Source organism: Sinorhizobium terangae, assembly GCF_029714365.1.
Taxonomy (GTDB): Bacteria; Pseudomonadota; Alphaproteobacteria; order Rhizobiales; family Rhizobiaceae; genus Sinorhizobium; species Sinorhizobium terangae.
Genome location: NZ_CP121660.1, coordinates 480,961 through 498,286, shown reverse-complemented (window position 1 = coordinate 498,286; position 17,326 = coordinate 480,961). Strand labels below are relative to the sequence as shown.

Here is a 17,326-nt window from a genome sequence, read left to right as displayed (position 1 = left end):
GACCAATCGGAGCCACGCGTTACGCTCCACGTCTTTTTTCATGCATGTCGTTATCCCGAGACCGCAACACACCTTCGGGCGACAAGGCATCAAGTTCTAAACCCAGGAAAGGAAAACCATGTCGCTCTTGAAAACCATCGACACCAACCCCTCCCTCGCGCCGCGCGAGTCCAGCCCGCTCCCCGAACGTCTGATCTCCGGCAATCCTGGCTTCAAGACCTGGGCCCAGGACGTCGCCCGTGGCGAGATGATCCATACAGGCGTCTGGGAAGCGACGCCGGGCGAGACGCGCTCGATCAAGGGCGAGACCTTCGAGTTCTGCCATATCCTTTCCGGCGTCGTCGAACTCACGCCGGAAAACGGGGAGCCGGTCGTCTACAAGAGCGGCGACAGCTTCGTCATGAAGCCGGGCTTCGTCGGCATCTGGAAGACCATCGAGACCGTGCGCAAGATCTACGTGACCGTGATGTGACCAGAAGATACCGTCGTGATCGAAGGCGCCCGTATTGAGATTAGCGTAAGCGGTGTCCTGCGGCAGCGCCCAGACCGTGGTCTTCTCGGCCTTGGGGTCGAAGCGCACGACGGCATTGAGGCCGCTGTCGGTGATCCACGCAGCGCCATCCGGGGCCCTGGATGACACCATGTGGGCTGGAGCCTTCGCCGAGCGGCACTTGTCGGACCTTACCCGTCTCAGTATCAAGGATGCCAAGCGCCCCCTGCTGCTGAGCTGTGTACCAGACGCTTCCATCCGGCGCGGGTGCGACATCATGGGGGTGCGCGCCCTGCGGCAGGTCGTAGACCTGGCGCTCCTGCGCGAAAGCCGAGATGGCGGCAAGGCCGGCGGCAATAAAGGCGATACGAATGAGGCTGCGCATAACCAACCTCCCTGCAGCTGCGGTCGCAATATTACGTTACCACCGAGTACTTCCGGCAAGGCCGGGAATGGGAGCCGATCATTCACGATCGCGCGACTGCTGTGGAGACCGTTCGAAGAGCAGCGTCCCGCGGAACATCGCCTCCTGACCGGTGTTGAGTTGGGAAAAGCATGTCCCCAACGCGCAAAACGCGACCGGCGACGTGTTGCCAAGCCTTGGACAGCGAAGATGATCAACCAACCAGGTCCAAACGATCCAGTCGATGAGAGCCTTGTCACGGTGTTCGGCGGAACGGGCTTCCTTGGACGGCGGATCGTGAGCAGGCTTCTGGAAACGGCTGTCGTTGTACGCGCCGCCTCGCGTCATCCGCGCAAGAACAAAGTGGATGACGCATCCGGCGAGAGACAATCTCTGCAGGTCGAGGCGGACATATTGGATCCATCCTCGATGGCCTCTGCCGTGGCTGGATCTCGCGCGGTCGTGAATGCGGTCAGCCTTTATGTCGAGCGCGGTGAGCAGACCTTCGAGCGTGTCCATGTAGAAGCCGCGGCCGATTTGGCGGCCGCTTCACGGGATGCAGGCGTCGAGAGGTTCATCCAGATTTCGGGCATTGGAGCGAACGCGACATCCCGTTCGCCCTACATTCGCGCCCGGGGACGCGGCGAGGAGGCGGTAAAGGCGGCGTTTCCAGGCGCGGTGATCGTCCGTCCCGCTGTGATGACCGGACCCGATGACGCGTTCATCACAACGATCGCAAGGTTGGTACGCCTCCTGCCGATCTATCCGTTGTTCGGCGAAGGCAGCACTCGCGTGCAACCGGTTCATGTTGAGGACGTCGCGGAAGCCGTGAGCCGCTTGGCCCTGGGGCGGAATCCCGCGGAGGCTTCGATTTTCGAGTGCGCCGGCCCGCGCATTTATTCGTATCGGGAACTCGTCCGGGAGATCGCGGCGCAACTCAACCTGCGAGTGAGGACGGTGCCTGTGCCGTTCGCCGTCTGGAGCATATTGGCGACGGCCTCGGAATTTCTGCCCGCCGCGCCCGTGACGCGCAATCAGGTCGATCTCATGCGTTTTGACAACGTCGCGACAAGGGACCTGCCGGGCCTCAAAGAACTCGAGATCCAGCCCCGCGGCATCGAGGACGTCATCCGAATGATCGAGCATGCCGCTTGAGCCGGAACCTTACGCTGCCTGCGAGGTTGGTCCGACTGAACAGGAGGACTCCAACCATGGCCAGATGCGACCAGTGCGGCAATGAATATGACAAGACCTTCCAGGTGAAGATGGGGGATGGAACCTACACCTTCGACAGTTTCGAGTGCGCTGTCCAGAAACTTGCTCCGACATGTCCGCATTGCGGCGTGCGGGTCATCGGGCATGGCGTCGAGCAGGGCGACACTATCTACTGCTGTGCGCATTGCGCCGAACAGGAGGGAGCCGACGCCCTCACCGACCGCGCGCCTTGAGGGAAGCCGTTTCAGGGCCGTTGCGGCTGCCCGCCTTCGGCGGCGGCGAGAATTGCGTTGATAAGGCGGTGGACCTTTAGCGCCTCGCGCCCGTTCACCCGGGGCTCTCGTCCAGCCTCGACGGCACCGAGAAAATCGGCGAGCACCGCGCGATGATGGTGGTGCGGGAAGGCCATGGGATCGGCGCCGGCACCACCAGCCATTTCGTCTTCGATCAATAATTCAGTGCCATCGTGGAACAAGGCGGTAAGGCTTCGCCCGCCGAGACGTGCCATGCCGCGCGTGCCGATGATGTCGATCTCGTCCGGATAACCGGGATAGGCGCAGGTGGTGGCACTCACCGCCCCGATCGCCCCATTCGCGAAGCGGATGGCCGCCATTGCCAGATCCTCGGTCTCCATGCGGTGCACCTTGCTGGTTGCCGCATAGGCTGTGACCTCCTCCGGAAGGCCGGCAAGCGAGACCAAAAGATCGAGTGTGTGGATCGCCTGGGTGAGAAGTACGCCGCCGCCGTCGCGAGCCCGCGTGCCGCGTCCCGGCTGGTCGTAATAGTTTTGTGGCCGCCAATTGTGAAGGCGGGCCGAAGCGCTGACGATCTCGCCGAGGCGCCCCTCATTGATCAGCTTTGCCAGCGCCTCGCTGACAGGGCGGAAGCGGTGCTGGAGCACGATGCCGAGCTTTATGCCGGCGCGCTCCGCCGCCTCGACGAGCGCTCCCGCGTTCTCCCACGTGGTCTCAAGTGGTTTTTCGAGAAGCACATGCTTGCCCGCCTTAGCTGCCTCCCGCACCAGCTCGAGATGGGTGTTGGGCGGCGTCAGGATCATGACGGCGGCTATCGACGGGTCACCGAATATCGTTTCGGCCTTGTCACAAACTGCAAAACCGTAGGCATCCGAAAATGCTTTCCGCCTTGCCGCAGTGGGGCTGAAAGCGGCAGCGACCTCGACCCTGTCGTTGAGGTCGAGCAGGCTTTGAGCATGCGGCGCCGACGCCATGCCGAGACCGATCACGCCAATACGCAGCTTTGCCATCTTGCTCTCCCCCTTAGCCGAAGATCCGGAGCATACACACGAATTCCTCCCCGAGCAGTCATCTTCGGCCCCTGGCTACGCTGGGAGACCGCCGGGCGCAAGAAATTCATCATACAACCTGCTCAATTTTGTATGTTGACAATATAATTTACAAGATCTAGCCATAACAAGCCTGATGGAGGAGCGGGCCGGAATGGAAGCGGCGATCGACCCAAGTCTTCTGTTTCCGGGGAGAAGAATGCTGCTTTGCGCAGGCGGGTGACCGGCGCGTCACCACGTTGTGCGCAGTCCGCGCACTTCTCGCGCGCCGCGTTGCGGAACACGGCTTGGGGGAGGACCAGGCTTGCGAATTCGCCTCGCGATGATGGCGTACCGGTTCTGAGACATCAATTGTTCATGCGAAAACGGGAGGAGAGCATGAGAAACCTAGTCAAGCTGGCGGCGGGTCTGTTGACTGCCGCTGCATTCATTACCAGTGCGGCCAGTGCCCAGACGGTGCTGCGGTCGTCCGACACGCATCCGGACGGCTATCCAACGGTCGAGGCGGTCAAGTATTTCGGTGAACTGGTCAAGGAGCGCACCGGCGGCCGCTATGCCGTCGAGGTTTACCATTCCGCGCAGTTGGGGGAGGAAAAGGACACCATCGAGCAGGTCCGCTCCGGCGTGATCGAGCTGAACCGCGTTTCGATGGCGCCCTTTAACGGCACGGTGAAGGAATCGATTGTTCCGGCGCTGCCCTACCTTTTCCGTTCGGAAGAGCACATGCACAAGGTCATGGACGGGGCGATCGGGGACCAGATCAAGACGGCCTTCGAAGGCGCCGGGCTGGTCGTGCTTGCCTATTACGACGCCGGCTCGCGCTCCTTCTACAACAAGCAGAAGCCGATCAATTCGGTCGCCGATATGAAGGGGCTCAAGTTCCGCGTCATCCAGTCCGACATCTTCGTGGACATGGTTGCGGCGCTCGGGGCGAACGCCACACCGATGCCCTACGGCGAAGTTTATTCCGCGATCGAAACCGGCGTCATCGACGGCGCGGAGAACAACTTCCCGAGTTATGACACCGCCAAGCATTTCGAGGTAGCCAAGAACTTCTCGCTCGACGAGCACACCATCCTTCCGGAAGTGTTCGTGATGAACAAGGCCGTCTTCGACAAGCTTACTCCGGAAGACCAGGAACTCTTCAAACAGTCTGCCAAGGAGAGCGTCGCCAAGCAGCGCGAGCTCTGGGCGGCCAAGGTGAACGAATCGCGCGCGAAAATCGAGGCGGCCGGCGCGCAGATCACCACCCCCGACAAGCAGGGTTTCATCGACGCCATGAAGCCGGTCTACGAAAAACACGTCACCGACCCTGTCCTGAAGAAGATGGTCGAGGACGTTCAGGCGGTTCAGTAGCGAGACCGACGGGCAGGCATACAGCGCCGCGCGTCTTACCAGACGCGCAGACATCGCTTTAGCACTTCGAAATGCCTGCCTGTCCCCTCGAAGGGAATGACGACCGTGTCTACCACATTGGTGAAAACAGGCCGCGCGCTGTCCTGGCTGAGCACGCTTTCGCTATGGCTCGCGGGCACCGGCCTCGTCGTGATGACGGCCATCGTCGCGTGGCAGGTGTTCTGCCGCTACGTGCTGAATGACTCGCCGAGCTGGACCGAGCCCGGCGCCGTCATGCTGATGAGCTGGTTCATCTTCCTGGGCGCCGCCGTCGGCGTGCGGGAAAACTATCACCTCGGTTTCGACGTGCTTCTCTACGTCGTGCCGAAAAGCGGCAAGAAATGGCTGCGCATGATCTCGGATCTCGTCGCCCTCGCTTTCGGCGTCGGGATGATCTGGTACGGGATCGAGCTCGTCGGCCTCACTTGGGGCACCATTCTGCCCTCGCTCCATATTTCCGGCGGATGGAACTACGTGCCGCTGGTTGCCGGCGGCGTTCTCATCAGCCTGTTTGCCCTGGAACGCATCGTTCTGCGCCTTGCCGGCGAACCCATCGACGACCTGCTCGACGAAATGCCGCCGGCGGAGGTCGCCGCCGAACTCGACACCGCGAACGTAAAGGCGTGATGCGATGGATATGATAATCCTCTTCGGCGTATTCACGCTCCTGATGCTGATCGGCACGCCGATCGCCTTCTGCCTCGGCGTTGCGTCTTTCGCGACCGTGCTCTATCTGGGGCTGCCGCCGCTGGTGATCTTCCAGCGGCTGAATTCCGGCATGAGCGTGTTTTCGCTGCTCGCCATTCCCTTCTTCATCTACGCCGGCGACCTGATGGTGCGCGGCGGCATCGCCCAGAAGATCGTCGCCTTCGCCGCCTCGCTGGTCGGGCATGTCCGCGGCGGGCTGGGACAGGTCAACATCGTCACGGCGACGCTGTTCGGCGGCATTTCCGGCTCCGCGGTTGCAGAGGCCGCGGCCGTGGGCGGATTGATGATCCCGCAGATGAAGGAGCGCGGTTACGGCGCCGACTACGCGGTCAACGTCACCTCCATGGCGGCGTTGATTGCTCTGATGTTGCCCCCATCGCACAACATGATCATCTATTCGATCTCGGCGGGCGGAAAGATCTCGATCGCGGACCTCTTCACCGCCGGTATTCTTCCCGGACTGCTCTATGCGGCTGCGCTGATGGTGACCGCCTATTTCGTGGCGCGCCGGCGCGGCTATCCGACTGAGGCTTTTCCCGGCTTCGCCCGAGTTGGCCGCTACCTCATGGTGTCGATTCCGGGCCTCATGCTCATCGCCATCATCTTCGGGGGTGTCCGTTCAGGCGTCTTCACGGCAACCGAGAGTTCCTGCATCGCCGTCCTCTACGCGCTCGCGGTAACCGTCCTCGTCTACCGGCAAATGACCTGGCAGGATTTCGTCCACTCCACTTTCGGGGCCGTGCGCACGACGGCCATGGTCTTGCTCATCATCGGCATGGCCGCCGCCTTCTCCTGGCTGATGGCGTTCCTGAGAGTGCCTGCCTCGCTGATCGGCTGGATGAACACGATCTCAGACAATCCGATCATCGTGCTCCTGCTGATCAACGTGCTGATGCTGTTCCTCGGCACCTTCATGGACATGGGCCCGACCATCATCATCTGCACCCCCATCTTCCTGCCGGTGGCGATGGCCTATGGCGTCGATCCGGTCCATTTCGGGGTGATCATGATCCTGAACTTCGGCATCGGGCTCAACACGCCACCCGTCGGCGCTGTGCAGTTCGTGGCGTGTGCGGTCGGAAAAATCTCCGTCTGGGAGGCGATGCGCAGCATCTGGCCCTTCTACCTGGCGGGGTTGATTGTGCTTGGGCTCGTCACCTATGTTCCGGCCCTTTCACTCTGGCTTCCGAGCGTGTTCAAAGGGTAATCGCATCATGGGCTCTCTGGCCGAATTCAAGATGGAGCGCAAACCGAAGCTTTCGGAGCGCGTCGCGAGCGCGATCCGGCAGCAGGTGCTGAAAGGCGAAATCCCGCCGGGTGAAAAGCTGCCGACGGAGAGCCGAATGCGGGAGGTCTTCGGCGTCAGCCGCACCGTGATCCGCGAGGCCATCGCAACGCTTGCCGCCGACGGCCTCGTCGAGGCGCGGCAGGGTGCCGGCGTCTTCGTCAAGGAACACCCGACCCTTGCCTTCGGCTCGATCGGCCTTGATGCCGGCAACAAGATCTCCCACGCGCTAAACGTGCTCGAAGTACGGATGGGGCTCGAGATCGAAAGCGCTGGCCTTGCTGCGCTCCGGCGGAATGCTGCCCAGGAGGCGCAGATCCAGGAGGCCTTCTTCGACTTCGACCGAATGCTCGAGCGCGGCGAGCCGACCGGCAAGAGTGATTTCGCCTTCCACCGGGCAATTGCGGTCGCTACCAACAACCCCTACTACGTGGAGGTTCTCGATGCCCTTGGCATGCGAGCGATCCCATGCGACGTCGCCTCGCCCTGGGGTACCGACAGGGTGCTGACGCGTGAATATCAGGAAAGCCTGCAGCGCGAGCATCTGGCGATCCTGAAGGCCATTTCCGCCAGCGACCCCGAAGCTGCCCGCGCCGCCATGCGCGCCCATCTGACCGCCAGCCAGCAGCGATATCGCGCCCGGCTGAGCGGCCAACAGGCAGAATGGGGCACGACCAAGCGCAAGGTTTGATCTCCTTTTCATCAATACAAGGGCAGTGAGCGATGACCGCGAACCATGTCGAATACACCATCCGTCACGCAGTTGACCCGGCAGCCGCCGCGCGCATGGATACCGAAGCGCTGCGCGCGAACTTTCACATTTCGGGGCTGTTCCGGCCGGGCCGCATCGTCCTCACCTACAGCCACTACGACCGCATGATCGTCGGCGGCGCGATGCCGGTGGATGGGCCTTTGGCGCTCGAGACCATCCGTCCGACCGGCACACCGCGCTTTCTCGACCGGCGCGAGCTCATTGCCGTCAATATCGGCGGCCCGGGCCGCGTCGAAGTGAGCGGCGAAAGCTTCCGATTGGAGCCGCGCGACATGGCCTACTCGGGTTTGGGCGAAGAGGTGACTTTCTCGTCCGAAGACCCTGGCGCCCCTGCCAAGTTTTACCTGCTGAGCGCGCCCGCTCACCAGGCGCTGCCAAGCCGCCACATCCGTATCGGCGATGCCAAACGGCTCGATCTCGGCAGTGCTGCCACCTCGAACGAACGCTCGATCTTCCAGTTCATCCACCCGGAAGGGGTAAAAACCTGCCAGCTCGTCGCCGGCATGACGCAGCTTGCCGCCGGCTCGGTCTGGAACACCATGCCCTGCCACGTGCATGACCGGCGCATGGAAGCCTATCTCTATTTCGACCTGCCCGAGAGCGCGCGCGTCCTGCATCTGATGGGTGAGCCCAGTGAGACACGCCATATCTTGATGGCAAAGGAGGAGGCGGTGCTTTCGCCGCCCTGGTCGATCCATTCCGGCTGCGGAACGTCGAGCTACGCCTTCATCTGGGCGATGGCGGGCGACAATGTCGACTACACCGATGTGGATATGGTGCCGATGGAGGCGCTCAGATGAGCGCGCCGTCTGCCTTCAGCCTTGCCGGACGCCGCATCGTCGTCACCGGTGCCAATACGGGAATCGGGCAGGGAATCGCGGTCGCGATCGCCCGCGCCGGCGGCACCGTGATCGGCGTGGGCCGCTCAGCCATGGACGAAACCGCGGGAAAGGTCGCTGACGCCGGCGGAAGCTTCGTTCCCGCCAATGCCGACCTTTCGGACCGGGAGGCGACCCGCTCGCTGATCGATGGACTGTGGAGCGAACATGGTCCGGTGGATGGTCTGGTCAACAATGCCGGGATCATCCGCCGCGCAGACGCGGTTGAATTTACCGAAGCCGACTGGGACGATGTGGTTGATATCAATCTCAGATCGTTGTTCTTCCTGAGCCAATCCTATGGCCGCCGCCTTCTCGCCGAGCAAAGACGAGGCAAGATCGTCAATATTGTTTCACTGCTTTCCTTCCAGGGCGGAATACGGGTCGCTTCCTATACCGCGTCCAAGCATGGCGCGCTTGGCATCACGAGGGTTCTCGCCTGCGAATGGGCTGCCAAGGGCATCAACGTGAATGCGGTGGCGCCCGGCTACATCATCACCAACAACACCGAGGCGCTCCGTGCCGACGCCAAGCGCAGCGCCGCCATTCTGGAGCGCATTCCGGCCGGGCGCTGGGGCACCCCGGATGACATCGGCGATGCGACGGTGTTCCTGCTCGCCCCGGCATCGGACTATATGCATGGCGCCGTCATCCCGGTGGACGGCGGCTGGCTTGCGCGATGAGGAGACAGATATGGATACGAGACTTTTCGCCCGCGGCAATGAAGGTGAATGGATCGATCTCGGACAGGGCAACCGTCGCCGGGTGATCCTCCACACGGACGAGCTGATGATGGTCGAATTCGCCTTCGAAAAGGGCGGCATCGGCGCGCCGCACTCGCACCCGCACGTTCAGGCGAGCTATGTGGCGGAAGGCAGGTTCGAAGTCATGGTCGGCGGACACAGCGCGGTCCTTTCCGCCGGCGACAGCTTCATCGCGCCTTCGGGTGTGGTCCATGGCGTCGTGGCGCTGGAGGCAGGCCGCCTCATTGACAGCTTTACGCCCCATCGCGCCGATTTCCTGAAATAGGACACTGAACGCTAGCGCCGGCTCGCGCTTCGTCGTTCCTACGGCGCCGCGCGTCCTATCATTGAACTGCTGCATGTTTTGTTTTCTTGAATCGCCTACGATTTAAGAAACATGCAGTAGCTTTGCCCCATCAAATTTTGGTTCCGTCACCCAGGACATACGATGGGCCCTTGACCTTCCAACGATGGGAAGCCCCATGTTCTTTCCATCACGAAGCCAAAGGAGACGAGCATGCAACGCTACAAGATCGACGAGATGAGCTGCGGCCACTGTGTCGGCACCATCGAAAAGGCGATCCGGGCCATCGATCCGGTGGCCAAGGTCGAAGCGAACCTCGGGACGAAGGAAGTGCGTGTCGAAACGACGGCGGACAGCGATGTCATCGTAGAGGCTTTGAAGACCGCCGGCTACGACAGTCTGCCGCTGTAGCGTTCGGCCGATTGGCCGGCCGCTTAGCGCGCAACCATGGCTGGGTGCTAGCCGACCTCCGATCCTAGGAGGCCTCACCTTCGTTCGCAGTCGCATTGCAAGGAGCGCGATCATGGGATCCGCGACGATCATCCAAACAAGAAATGCTGAACCGATTGCCGGGTCGGGACGAACGGCCAGCATCGCCGTGGAGGGCATGACCTGTGCCTCCTGCGTCGCGAGAGTGGAAAAAGCCATACGCGCGGTGCCGGGCGTCATGTCGGCTTCCGTCAATCTCGCCACTGAGCGGGCGGATGTGCGCTTCGACGCAACGGCGAGCCCCGCCGATATCGTCAAGGCGATCGAGAATACCGGCTATGGCGCCTCCGAAGAGCTGATAGAGCTCGCCATCGACGGCATGACTTGTGCATCCTGCGTCGCCCGCATCGAGAAGGCGCTGAGGACCGTTCCCGGAACCGTGGAGGCGAGTGTCAATCTTGCCAGCGAGAAGGCCACCGTTCGCGTCGTCAAAGGGCTTGCCTCCGTCGATATGCTGGTCGAAGCCGCGCGTAACGCCGGCTACGACGCCCGGCGCATCGCCGGCAAGCAGGATGCTGATCAGGAAACGGAGAAACGCGAACGGGAAAGCCGTCGCCTGAAGCTCTCTCTCACGATCGCCGCCATTCTGACGCTCCCTATTTTCGTGCTCGAGATGGGATCGCATTTCATCCCGGCGATCCACGATTTCGTCATGATCCGCATCGGCATGCAGGAAAGCTGGTATCTGCAGTTCGTGCTCGCGTCGCTTGCTCTCTTCGGTCCGGGCCTCCGTTTTTTCCAGAAGGGCGTCCCGGCGCTCCTTAGAGCGGCGCCGGATATGAACTCGCTGGTCGCGATCGGCGCGTTTGCCGCCTGGATTTACTCCGTGGTTGCAACCTTCGCGCCGGACCTGCTGCCGGCCGACACCGCCAATGTGTACTATGAAGCGGCGGCCGTGATCGTCACGCTGATCCTGCTTGGCCGGTTCCTCGAAGCGCGCGCCAAAGGCCGCACGTCAGAGGCAATCAGGCACCTCATGGGGCTCCAGCCGAAGACGGCCCGCGTCATCCGCAATGGCGAAACGGTGGAGATTGCGATTGCCGATGTGCATGCCGGCGACGTCGTTGTCGTGCGCCCCGGCGAAAGGATCGCCGTCGATGGCGTGGTCGTCGAAGGCAACTCCTATGTCGATGAATCGATGATCACCGGCGAGCCGGTCCCAGTCCAGAAAGCGGACGGAGCCGAAGTCGTCGGCGGTACGATCAACAAGACCGGTGCCTTCAGCTTCCGCGCCACCAAGGTCGGAGCGGATACGGTGCTGGCGCAGATCATCCGCATGGTCGAACAGGCGCAGGGCGCGAAGCTACCGATCCAGTCGCTCGTCGATCGCGTCACCGCCTGGTTCGTGCCCGCGGTCATGGCGATCGCCTTTGCGACGTTCCTCGTCTGGCTCGTCTTCGGCCCAGATCCTGCGCTGACCTTCGCGCTCGTCAACGGCGTTGCCGTCCTCATCATCGCCTGCCCTTGCGCGATGGGGCTCGCAACGCCCACCTCCATCATGGTCGGAACCGGCCGTGCCGCCGAAATGGGCGTGCTCTTCCGCAAGGGCGAAGCCTTGCAGACGTTGCGCAATGCCGAACTCATCGCGGTCGACAAGACCGGTACCTTGACCCGGGGCCGGCCCGAGCTGACCGACCTCGAAGCCGCTGCGGGCTTTGACAGCAATTCCGTCCTTGCGCTCATCGCCAGCGTCGAAGCGCGTTCCGAGCATCCGATCGCGGAAGCCATCGTTTCTGCGGCGAGGAATGCGGATTTGACGATCAGCGAAGCGAAGCATTTCGAGGCGATCCCTGGTTTCGGGACCCGCGCCAATGTTTCCGGACACACGGTCCTGGTCGGGGCCGACCGGCTGATGGCGCGCGAGGGCATCGACATCGCTGTCTTCGCCGATCACGCCCGCCGTCTTGGCGACGAAGGCAAGAGCCCGCTTTATGCGGCGGTCGATGGCAAGCTCGCGGCGATCATCGCCGTCGCCGATCCGATCAAGGAAACGACGCCGCAGGCGATCCGCATGCTGCATCAGCTTGGCCTCAGGATCGCGATGATCACCGGAGACAACCGCCGCACGGCGGAGGCGATCGCGCGCAAGCTCGGGATTGACGAGGTCGTTGCCGAGATCCTGCCGGACGGAAAGGTAGCCGCCCTGATGCGGCTAAAGGCGGAAGGGCGCAACGTCGCCTTCGTCGGCGACGGCATCAACGATGCACCGGCGCTCGCCGCAGCCGATGTCGGGCTGGCGATCGGCACCGGGACGGATGTCGCCATCGAGAGCGCCGACGTCGTGCTGATGTCCGGCGATCTCCTCGGCGTGCCGAATGCCATCGCGCTGTCGAAGGCAACGATCCGCAACATCAAAGAGAACCTGTTCTGGGCCTTCGCCTATAATGTGGTGCTGATACCGGTCGCCGCCGGCGTGCTTTATCCGGCCTACGGCATGTTGCTTTCGCCGATCTTTGCGGCCGGCGCCATGGCACTTTCCAGCGTCTTTGTGGTCGGCAATGCGCTGCGTCTCAAGCGGTTCAGGAGCCTTTCGCGTGAGGCAGCCGCCGTTCAATAATGCTGGGCGCCATTGGCGCCCCGCAAGCGAATTTCCTATATCAACAGCATAGAGTGCCGTCAGAAAAAGGTGATGTCATGAATATCGGCGATGTCGCGCGCGCCTCCGGCGTCTCGACGAAAATGATCCGCTACTACGAGACGATCGGCCTTATTCCTCCGGCCAGCCGCAGCGAATCCGGTTACCGCAACTATGGCGACAAGGACGTCCATACGCTGCGCTTCATCCGCCGTGCTCGCGATCTCGGCTTCACGGTCGAGCAAATGGCGGATCTTCTGGCGCTCTGGCGGGACCGCTCGCGCGCCAGCAGCGAGGTCAAGAAGATCGCGCTCGACCAGGTGGAAATCCTGGAACGCAAGGCTGAAGAACTGAAGGCCATGAGCCGGACGCTCAAGCATCTTGCCGCCCATTGCCACGGCGACGAGCGGCCGGATTGTCCGATCCTCGACGACCTTGCCGACGCGAAGGTGAACTCCGTGAAGGTCCAGGAACCCGCCCGCTTCGGCCGAAATGGCATCGACCCCATGCGGGTCAGGTCACGATGATTCTCGGCTGCTGAGGGTCATTTCGCCACGAAAAGCAGATCGAAGCCCCTGAACTCGCGCCGGGAGACCGATTTGCGGATCGCCGCCCAGATGGCGGACGGATTTTCGAGCTTGAACCCGCGAAAGCTCCGGATAAGGCGCACCGTGGCGGCGATCGTTCGAAGCGCGCGGAAAAAACGCGGACCGGAGAGCGAGGCGGCGAGGATCTGCGGATGCACCGCGATCAGCACACCCGCCGTTCTCTTGCGGTCGATCGCCCGAAACTGGTCGAGTGCCTTGTATTCGTAGCCTTCGATGTCGATCTTGAAGCAGAGCCGCTCCGTCCTCGCCATTTTCTGAAGGCCAGGAATGGTGACGGTTTGCGCCGTGACGGCCAGACCGGTGTCGTCGGCAATCAGCGCCGAGGTTTCGGAGCTGCCGAAGCCGCCGCCGACCGAGTGCAGCACCAGGCATTCATCCTGAGAGAGCGCCGCATTGATAAGCTTCACTTCGCCCGTATTCTCGCGCTGCATCTCGGAGAGTATCCCGAAGCACACCGGATCGGGCTCGACGGTAATGACATTGTCGGCGATCTGCGCCGCCCAATAGGGTGTCACGCCGATCCAGCCGCCGATATCGATGAAGGTCGTGGTACCGTCGACGAGTCGCTCGATATTGCGGAATGTACCGGGCTCCCATTGCCCGCCTTGCAGCCGGGCAAAGAAGCGCGCCTTCTCCGGCTTGTCGGGGAAATAAACTGTCTTCTGAAAATAGGTTATCGCGCGCATCGCGCCTCTTTAGTGCATTTCGGGGCGACGTGTGAAGCGGTCCCGCTGAGAACGCGGTAAACAAAGAGTCAGAGCGACACCGCCAAGGTGTGCCGTTCAAGAACGACCCAATGGCGCTTACGCCTCTGCCCGCTGGGCGCGGCTGCGCGCTTCAGTGAGTTCGGAGGTAGTCTGGCTGAGACGGTCGGCGAGCACGCGCATGATTTCCACCGCCATCTCCGGGAAGTCCGCCAGCAATTTCAAGAAATCGTCCTTGCGAATGCGCAGCGCCTCGAGGGCCGTGCTGGTCTTGACCGTCGCCGTGCGCGGCGTGTTGCAGAGAATGGCGATTTCGCCGACGATCGAATTCTGCTCCACCTCGGCGACCTTCAATTGCCCGGTTGGCGTTGCAACCAAGACATCGGCTCGCCCGGAAAGGATCACATAGGCGGCATCGCCGATATCGCCCTGATGAAAGAGACTTTCTCCCGCGCTGTACATTACCCTGTCGGAGGTGAACGCCAGAAGTTTGAGCTTGGCTGGCGGCAAGCCGGAAAACAGTGTGATCCGGCGCAGCATTTCCACTTCGTCTTTTAGGAGCATGACAGTCCGTTTCTCCGAGTGTGTCGCGAGCATAAGCACCTCCCTCCCCTTGAAACGGGGAAATATGCTTGCTCCCTCACATTAATATTACATCAAGATGCCAGTTCCTTGTAGTCGCTGTCTTTCGCAGATGTTTCCACAGCTTCATCGCTTATAAGATGGCCGTTTTCGAAGTGCGCCCGGCGATCGAACAACTCCGAAAGAGCCGGGTTGGCGAGTACCCAGACGATCGCCGGCTTGCGGTCTTCCTGCCTCAGGAAGGCAAAGACGTTGCGGGTGATCTGCTCCTGTGCTCGCTGGTCGAGCGCGAGCAGCGGCTGATTGAAGATGTAGAAGTCCGACATGCGGATCAATGCACGCGCAAGGTTGAGCTTCTGCCGCTGGCCCGCCGTCAACCGCTTGCCGCCGGCGCCGACGTCGAAGTCGAGTCCGAAGGCAAGCACGTCATTGTAAAGTCCGAGCGTTTCGAAGAGGTCGCGCACGATCGCGCGGATTCTCTCGGAGCCGTCGGTGTGCCTGTGGCCGATACGGCCGAAAAGCACATTATCGATGATGCTGGACGATGCCATATAACGGTTCGGCTGATAGTGCTCGATGATGCCGACGAGATCCTCGGGCAGACCTTCGCTGAACTCCTGGCGCGCCGCGACGATCTGAGACATCAGTTCTTCGGACAGCAGGCCGAAGCGGTGGCGTGGCTCGATGTAACCGAAGCATAGGCGGATGATCTTGATGGCATCATCCTCGGAGACTTCGTCGATCGCTCGTCCCCTTACTTTCTGGAGAAGCGCTTCATAGGTCGGGATCTCTTCCGCCGCCATGAAGGTTAGTTGCTGGAAGAACGGGTGATCCGGAGGCAGGTCGCGGAACAGTTCGACGACGTTGCCGGCGATTTCCAGTCCCATTTCGTAGAAGCTCTCGTGCAGACCGGCCCGCTTCAAGACCGTCTTGAAGAACGGGTGGCTTTCAAGTGCGATTTCCCACCGCGCCTGATCGGTCACCGTCCCGAAGAGCAGGTTTTCCCCGATGGTCGCCTCGACATTGTAGGAACCAGGCTCGAAGAACACGACCAGATCACTGAGCTTCTCGGCCTCGAGACGCCTGCGAAGGGCCCCGCGCATCGCCACGATCTCACCCGCAAAGGCTTCGTGCTGCGCGGGATCGATTGTCGAGCGGACGGCAAGCGCCATGATGTCGTTTGTGAGAAGCACCGTGTCGAGCACGGCTCTGACCTTCCCGAAGAGGTCATCCGGGCCGGTTGCACCTGCGGCTCCGTAATCGATCCAGTCGCTGTTGACGTCGAGCGAGGGATTGCCGGCAAGCTTCGCTTCCAGCAATTCCCACCGACGGTGGGCGGCCTTGTCGCCCTCGTAAACCACCTCTGTCAGCGGCGCGTGCTTGAGCCCGTAGAGCAGGTTATCGCCGAGGCTCCCCTGGAAGGTGAATACCTCCGATGAGGCATAGGAAATTCGCCGCCCGACGACCGATTCCGGCAGGTCGTGGATATCGTCGTCGCCGACGACGATCCTGCCGCCTTCGGGCCATATGAGACGTCCGAAGGCTTCGGCGAGTGCCTCTCCCCCGCCGGTAGAGCCGCCCGTAATCGCGATGGCCTCGCCGGGGCGCACCTGCAGCGACACGTGTTCTATGACCTTCGAGCCGCCGTCATCGGCAACGGAAAGATTGACGGCTGCAAGGGTCGCCGTGATAGGCGCCACGGAGGTTACCGAGATCGCTTGGACACTCGGATCGATCAGCGGCTCGACGCTGAACTGCTCGACGACCTGGGCGTATTTGACCTGCACGTCCTGGCGCGCCTGATCCCAATCGATGAGTTCTTTCAGCGGTCCCGGAAGGTCTTTGTAGGCACCGATCACCGCAACGAGCTGGCCGATATCGAGCTGGCCGTGCAGGGCGAAGTAGCCGCCGATCGAGTAGAACAGGAACGGGGTGACCTGAGCCAGGAAGTTGTTCAGGAACTTGACCAGGAACTTCCACTGATAGAGGTCGTAGCGGATCTTGAATATCCGGCCGAGTCGAGCGGCGATGTCGGCTCTTTCATAGTTGGACGTGTCGTGCCCGCGAATGGTCCCTATGCCGTCGACGATCTCGCCGACCCTTCCCGACAATTGGCGCGCCGTCAGCTGGCGCTCGCGTCCGAGCACGATCAGCCGCCGGCGCATGCGTGGAATGATCACTGCCTGTATCGCGACGATGAAGGCGGCAAGGAGACCCAGCCACAGGCTCTGGAGCAGAATGAAAATCAGCGCCGTCAAAGCCTGGCCGCCGAGGAGCGCCGGCTGCACGAAGGCATCGCCGGTGAACCCGCCGAGCGGCTCGACCTCGTCCTTGATCATGGTCGAGATTTCGGCAGGCTTCACGCGCTTGAAGTGACTGGGCGGAAAGCGCAGCACCCGGTCGACGAGCTCGAAGCGGATGCGCCGCAGGAGTCGCTCGCCGAGCCGGCCCTTGTAGGTGTTGATGTAGAACTTGAAGAGCCCGTTGATGATGACGAGCAGCAGGAAGACAAGGCTGAGGGCAAGCAGCATTCCCTCCCGCTCAAGTTGAAAGCCCGAAAACAGGTCGACCTCGCCGAAACCGGGCAGGTTGAAGGAAATCGGCAGGAAGGCCTGGGTCGACGCGGGTCCTTCGAAACCCTCGCCCTGAATCGGTCCGTTGACGATCTGCTTGGGAAGATCGAAGGACAGGAAGTAGGGTATCATCGACAGCGCGACGACCAGCAGGATCCAAAGCTGCTGCTTGCTGGTGTGAGTCCAGATGTAGCGGGAAAGACGTGTTTCCATGTGCTGGCAATACAACCTAACTTAAATACGGGATCGCCGGGCCGATCGGGCCGGCAGCCTTCCGTCGCAAATGGTTCCAGTCCATC

General features: G+C 61.8%; 17 protein-coding genes. 13 read left to right on the top strand and 4 right to left on the bottom strand.

The features are described 5' to 3' along the window. Positions 1-118 precede the first annotated feature (118 nt). From QA637_RS21025 to QA637_RS21010, 3 genes are all read left to right on the top strand, one after another. The gene (locus QA637_RS21025; protein WP_283066679.1) at positions 119-472 is read left to right on the top strand and encodes a cupin domain-containing protein; all 354 of its coding nucleotides are present in this window, start codon (positions 119-121) and stop codon (positions 470-472) included. 199 nt (positions 473-671) lie between these two features. Further along, positions 672-2,048: a complex I NDUFA9 subunit family protein gene (locus QA637_RS21015; protein ID WP_283067292.1), complete on the top strand. Its 1,377-nt coding sequence runs from the start codon at positions 672-674 to the stop codon at positions 2,046-2,048. Between the two features lie 56 nt (positions 2,049-2,104). Beyond that, positions 2,105-2,341, top strand: coding sequence for a hypothetical protein (locus QA637_RS21010; protein WP_153439819.1), 237 nt, complete (start codon positions 2,105-2,107; stop codon positions 2,339-2,341). Positions 2,342-2,352: 11 nt separating this feature from the next. Here QA637_RS21010 and QA637_RS21005 read toward each other — a convergent pair whose 3' ends face one another. Continuing rightward, entirely contained in the window at positions 2,353-3,372 is a 1,020-nt protein-coding gene (locus QA637_RS21005) for a Gfo/Idh/MocA family protein (protein ID WP_283066676.1), read from the bottom strand. Between the two features lie 417 nt (positions 3,373-3,789). Between QA637_RS21005 and QA637_RS21000 the strand changes: the two genes are divergently transcribed. The 10 genes from QA637_RS21000 (at position 3,790) to cueR (ending at position 13,087) form a co-directional block, all read left to right on the top strand. Continuing rightward, a complete protein-coding gene (locus QA637_RS21000; protein WP_153439821.1) occupies positions 3,790-4,767 on the top strand; it encodes a TRAP transporter substrate-binding protein in 978 nt (325 codons plus the stop codon). Positions 4,768-4,872: 105 nt separating this feature from the next. Beyond that, a complete protein-coding gene (locus QA637_RS20995) occupies positions 4,873-5,433 on the top strand; it encodes a TRAP transporter small permease (protein WP_283066674.1) in 561 nt (186 codons plus the stop codon). Between the two features lie 4 nt (positions 5,434-5,437). Then, positions 5,438-6,721 carry a TRAP transporter large permease gene (locus QA637_RS20990; RefSeq protein WP_283066673.1) on the top strand — a complete coding sequence of 428 codons (1,284 nt, stop codon included), beginning with the start codon at positions 5,438-5,440 and terminating at the stop codon, positions 6,719-6,721. 7 nt (positions 6,722-6,728) lie between these two features. Further along, positions 6,729-7,490 carry a FadR/GntR family transcriptional regulator gene (locus tag QA637_RS20985; protein ID WP_167528249.1) on the top strand — a complete coding sequence of 254 codons (762 nt, stop codon included), beginning with the start codon at positions 6,729-6,731 and terminating at the stop codon, positions 7,488-7,490. Positions 7,491-7,522: 32 nt separating this feature from the next. Beyond that, the gene (kduI, locus tag QA637_RS20980; protein ID WP_283066671.1) at positions 7,523-8,371 is read left to right on the top strand and encodes a 5-dehydro-4-deoxy-D-glucuronate isomerase; all 849 of its coding nucleotides are present in this window, start codon (positions 7,523-7,525) and stop codon (positions 8,369-8,371) included. Next, positions 8,368-9,132, top strand: a complete 765-nt coding sequence (gene kduD / locus QA637_RS20975) for a 2-dehydro-3-deoxy-D-gluconate 5-dehydrogenase KduD (protein WP_283066669.1) — start codon at positions 8,368-8,370, stop codon at positions 9,130-9,132. The genes kduI and kduD overlap by 4 nt, the downstream gene beginning before the upstream one ends. Positions 9,133-9,142: 10 nt before the next feature. After that, entirely contained in the window at positions 9,143-9,478 is a 336-nt protein-coding gene (locus tag QA637_RS20970; protein ID WP_283066667.1) for a cupin domain-containing protein, read from the top strand. 231 nt (positions 9,479-9,709) lie between these two features. After that, positions 9,710-9,907, top strand: coding sequence for a heavy-metal-associated domain-containing protein (locus QA637_RS20965; RefSeq protein WP_153439827.1), 198 nt, complete (start codon positions 9,710-9,712; stop codon positions 9,905-9,907). Positions 9,908-10,103: 196 nt separating this feature from the next. Beyond that, positions 10,104-12,542, top strand: a complete 2,439-nt coding sequence (locus QA637_RS20960) for a heavy metal translocating P-type ATPase (protein ID WP_428843164.1) — start codon at positions 10,104-10,106, stop codon at positions 12,540-12,542. Positions 12,543-12,619: 77 nt separating this feature from the next. Continuing rightward, positions 12,620-13,087 (top strand): Cu(I)-responsive transcriptional regulator, encoded by a 468-nt coding sequence (cueR, locus tag QA637_RS20955; protein ID WP_283066663.1) that lies wholly within the window; start codon positions 12,620-12,622, stop codon positions 13,085-13,087. A 17-nt stretch (positions 13,088-13,104) separates the two neighbouring features. Here cueR and QA637_RS20950 read toward each other — a convergent pair whose 3' ends face one another. The 3 genes from QA637_RS20950 to QA637_RS20940 all read right to left on the bottom strand — a co-directional run bounded on the left by QA637_RS20950 (position 13,105) and on the right by QA637_RS20940 (position 17,240). Then, entirely contained in the window at positions 13,105-13,854 is a 750-nt protein-coding gene (locus QA637_RS20950; protein ID WP_283066661.1) for an FkbM family methyltransferase, read from the bottom strand. 117 nt (positions 13,855-13,971) lie between these two features. Continuing rightward, a complete protein-coding gene (locus tag QA637_RS20945) occupies positions 13,972-14,436 on the bottom strand; it encodes a cyclic nucleotide-binding domain-containing protein (protein ID WP_283066659.1) in 465 nt (154 codons plus the stop codon). A gap of 92 nt (positions 14,437-14,528) precedes the next feature. Beyond that, complete coding sequence (locus QA637_RS20940; protein ID WP_283066657.1) at positions 14,529-17,240, bottom strand: ABC transporter transmembrane domain-containing protein; 2,712 nt, start codon at positions 17,238-17,240, stop codon at positions 14,529-14,531. Positions 17,241-17,326 lie beyond the last annotated feature (86 nt).

What these genes read in the sequence shown, in the direction of transcription:
- QA637_RS21025 (WP_283066679.1), top strand. Translation starts at nt 119, where the DNA reads ATGTCGCTCTTGAAAACCATCGACACCAACCCCTCCCTCGCGCCGCGC.
- QA637_RS21010 (WP_153439819.1), top strand. Translation starts at nt 2,105, where the DNA reads ATGGCCAGATGCGACCAGTGCGGCAATGAATATGACAAGACCTTCCAG.
- QA637_RS21005 (WP_283066676.1), bottom strand. Translation starts at nt 3,372, where the DNA reads ATGGCAAAGCTGCGTATTGGCGTGATCGGTCTCGGCATGGCGTCGGCG.
- QA637_RS21000 (WP_153439821.1), top strand. Translation starts at nt 3,790, where the DNA reads ATGAGAAACCTAGTCAAGCTGGCGGCGGGTCTGTTGACTGCCGCTGCA.
- QA637_RS20990 (WP_283066673.1), top strand. Translation starts at nt 5,438, where the DNA reads ATGGATATGATAATCCTCTTCGGCGTATTCACGCTCCTGATGCTGATC.
- QA637_RS20985 (WP_167528249.1), top strand. Translation starts at nt 6,729, where the DNA reads ATGGGCTCTCTGGCCGAATTCAAGATGGAGCGCAAACCGAAGCTTTCG.
- kduI (WP_283066671.1), top strand. Translation starts at nt 7,523, where the DNA reads ATGACCGCGAACCATGTCGAATACACCATCCGTCACGCAGTTGACCCG.
- kduD (WP_283066669.1), top strand. Translation starts at nt 8,368, where the DNA reads ATGAGCGCGCCGTCTGCCTTCAGCCTTGCCGGACGCCGCATCGTCGTC.
- QA637_RS20970 (WP_283066667.1), top strand. Translation starts at nt 9,143, where the DNA reads ATGGATACGAGACTTTTCGCCCGCGGCAATGAAGGTGAATGGATCGAT.
- QA637_RS20965 (WP_153439827.1), top strand. Translation starts at nt 9,710, where the DNA reads ATGCAACGCTACAAGATCGACGAGATGAGCTGCGGCCACTGTGTCGGC.
- QA637_RS20960 (WP_428843164.1), top strand. Translation starts at nt 10,104, where the DNA reads ATGACCTGTGCCTCCTGCGTCGCGAGAGTGGAAAAAGCCATACGCGCG.
- cueR (WP_283066663.1), top strand. Translation starts at nt 12,620, where the DNA reads ATGAATATCGGCGATGTCGCGCGCGCCTCCGGCGTCTCGACGAAAATG.
- QA637_RS20950 (WP_283066661.1), bottom strand. Translation starts at nt 13,854, where the DNA reads ATGCGCGCGATAACCTATTTTCAGAAGACAGTTTATTTCCCCGACAAG.
- QA637_RS20945 (WP_283066659.1), bottom strand. Translation starts at nt 14,436, where the DNA reads ATGCTCCTAAAAGACGAAGTGGAAATGCTGCGCCGGATCACACTGTTT.
- QA637_RS20940 (WP_283066657.1), bottom strand. Translation starts at nt 17,240, where the DNA reads ATGGAAACACGTCTTTCCCGCTACATCTGGACTCACACCAGCAAGCAG.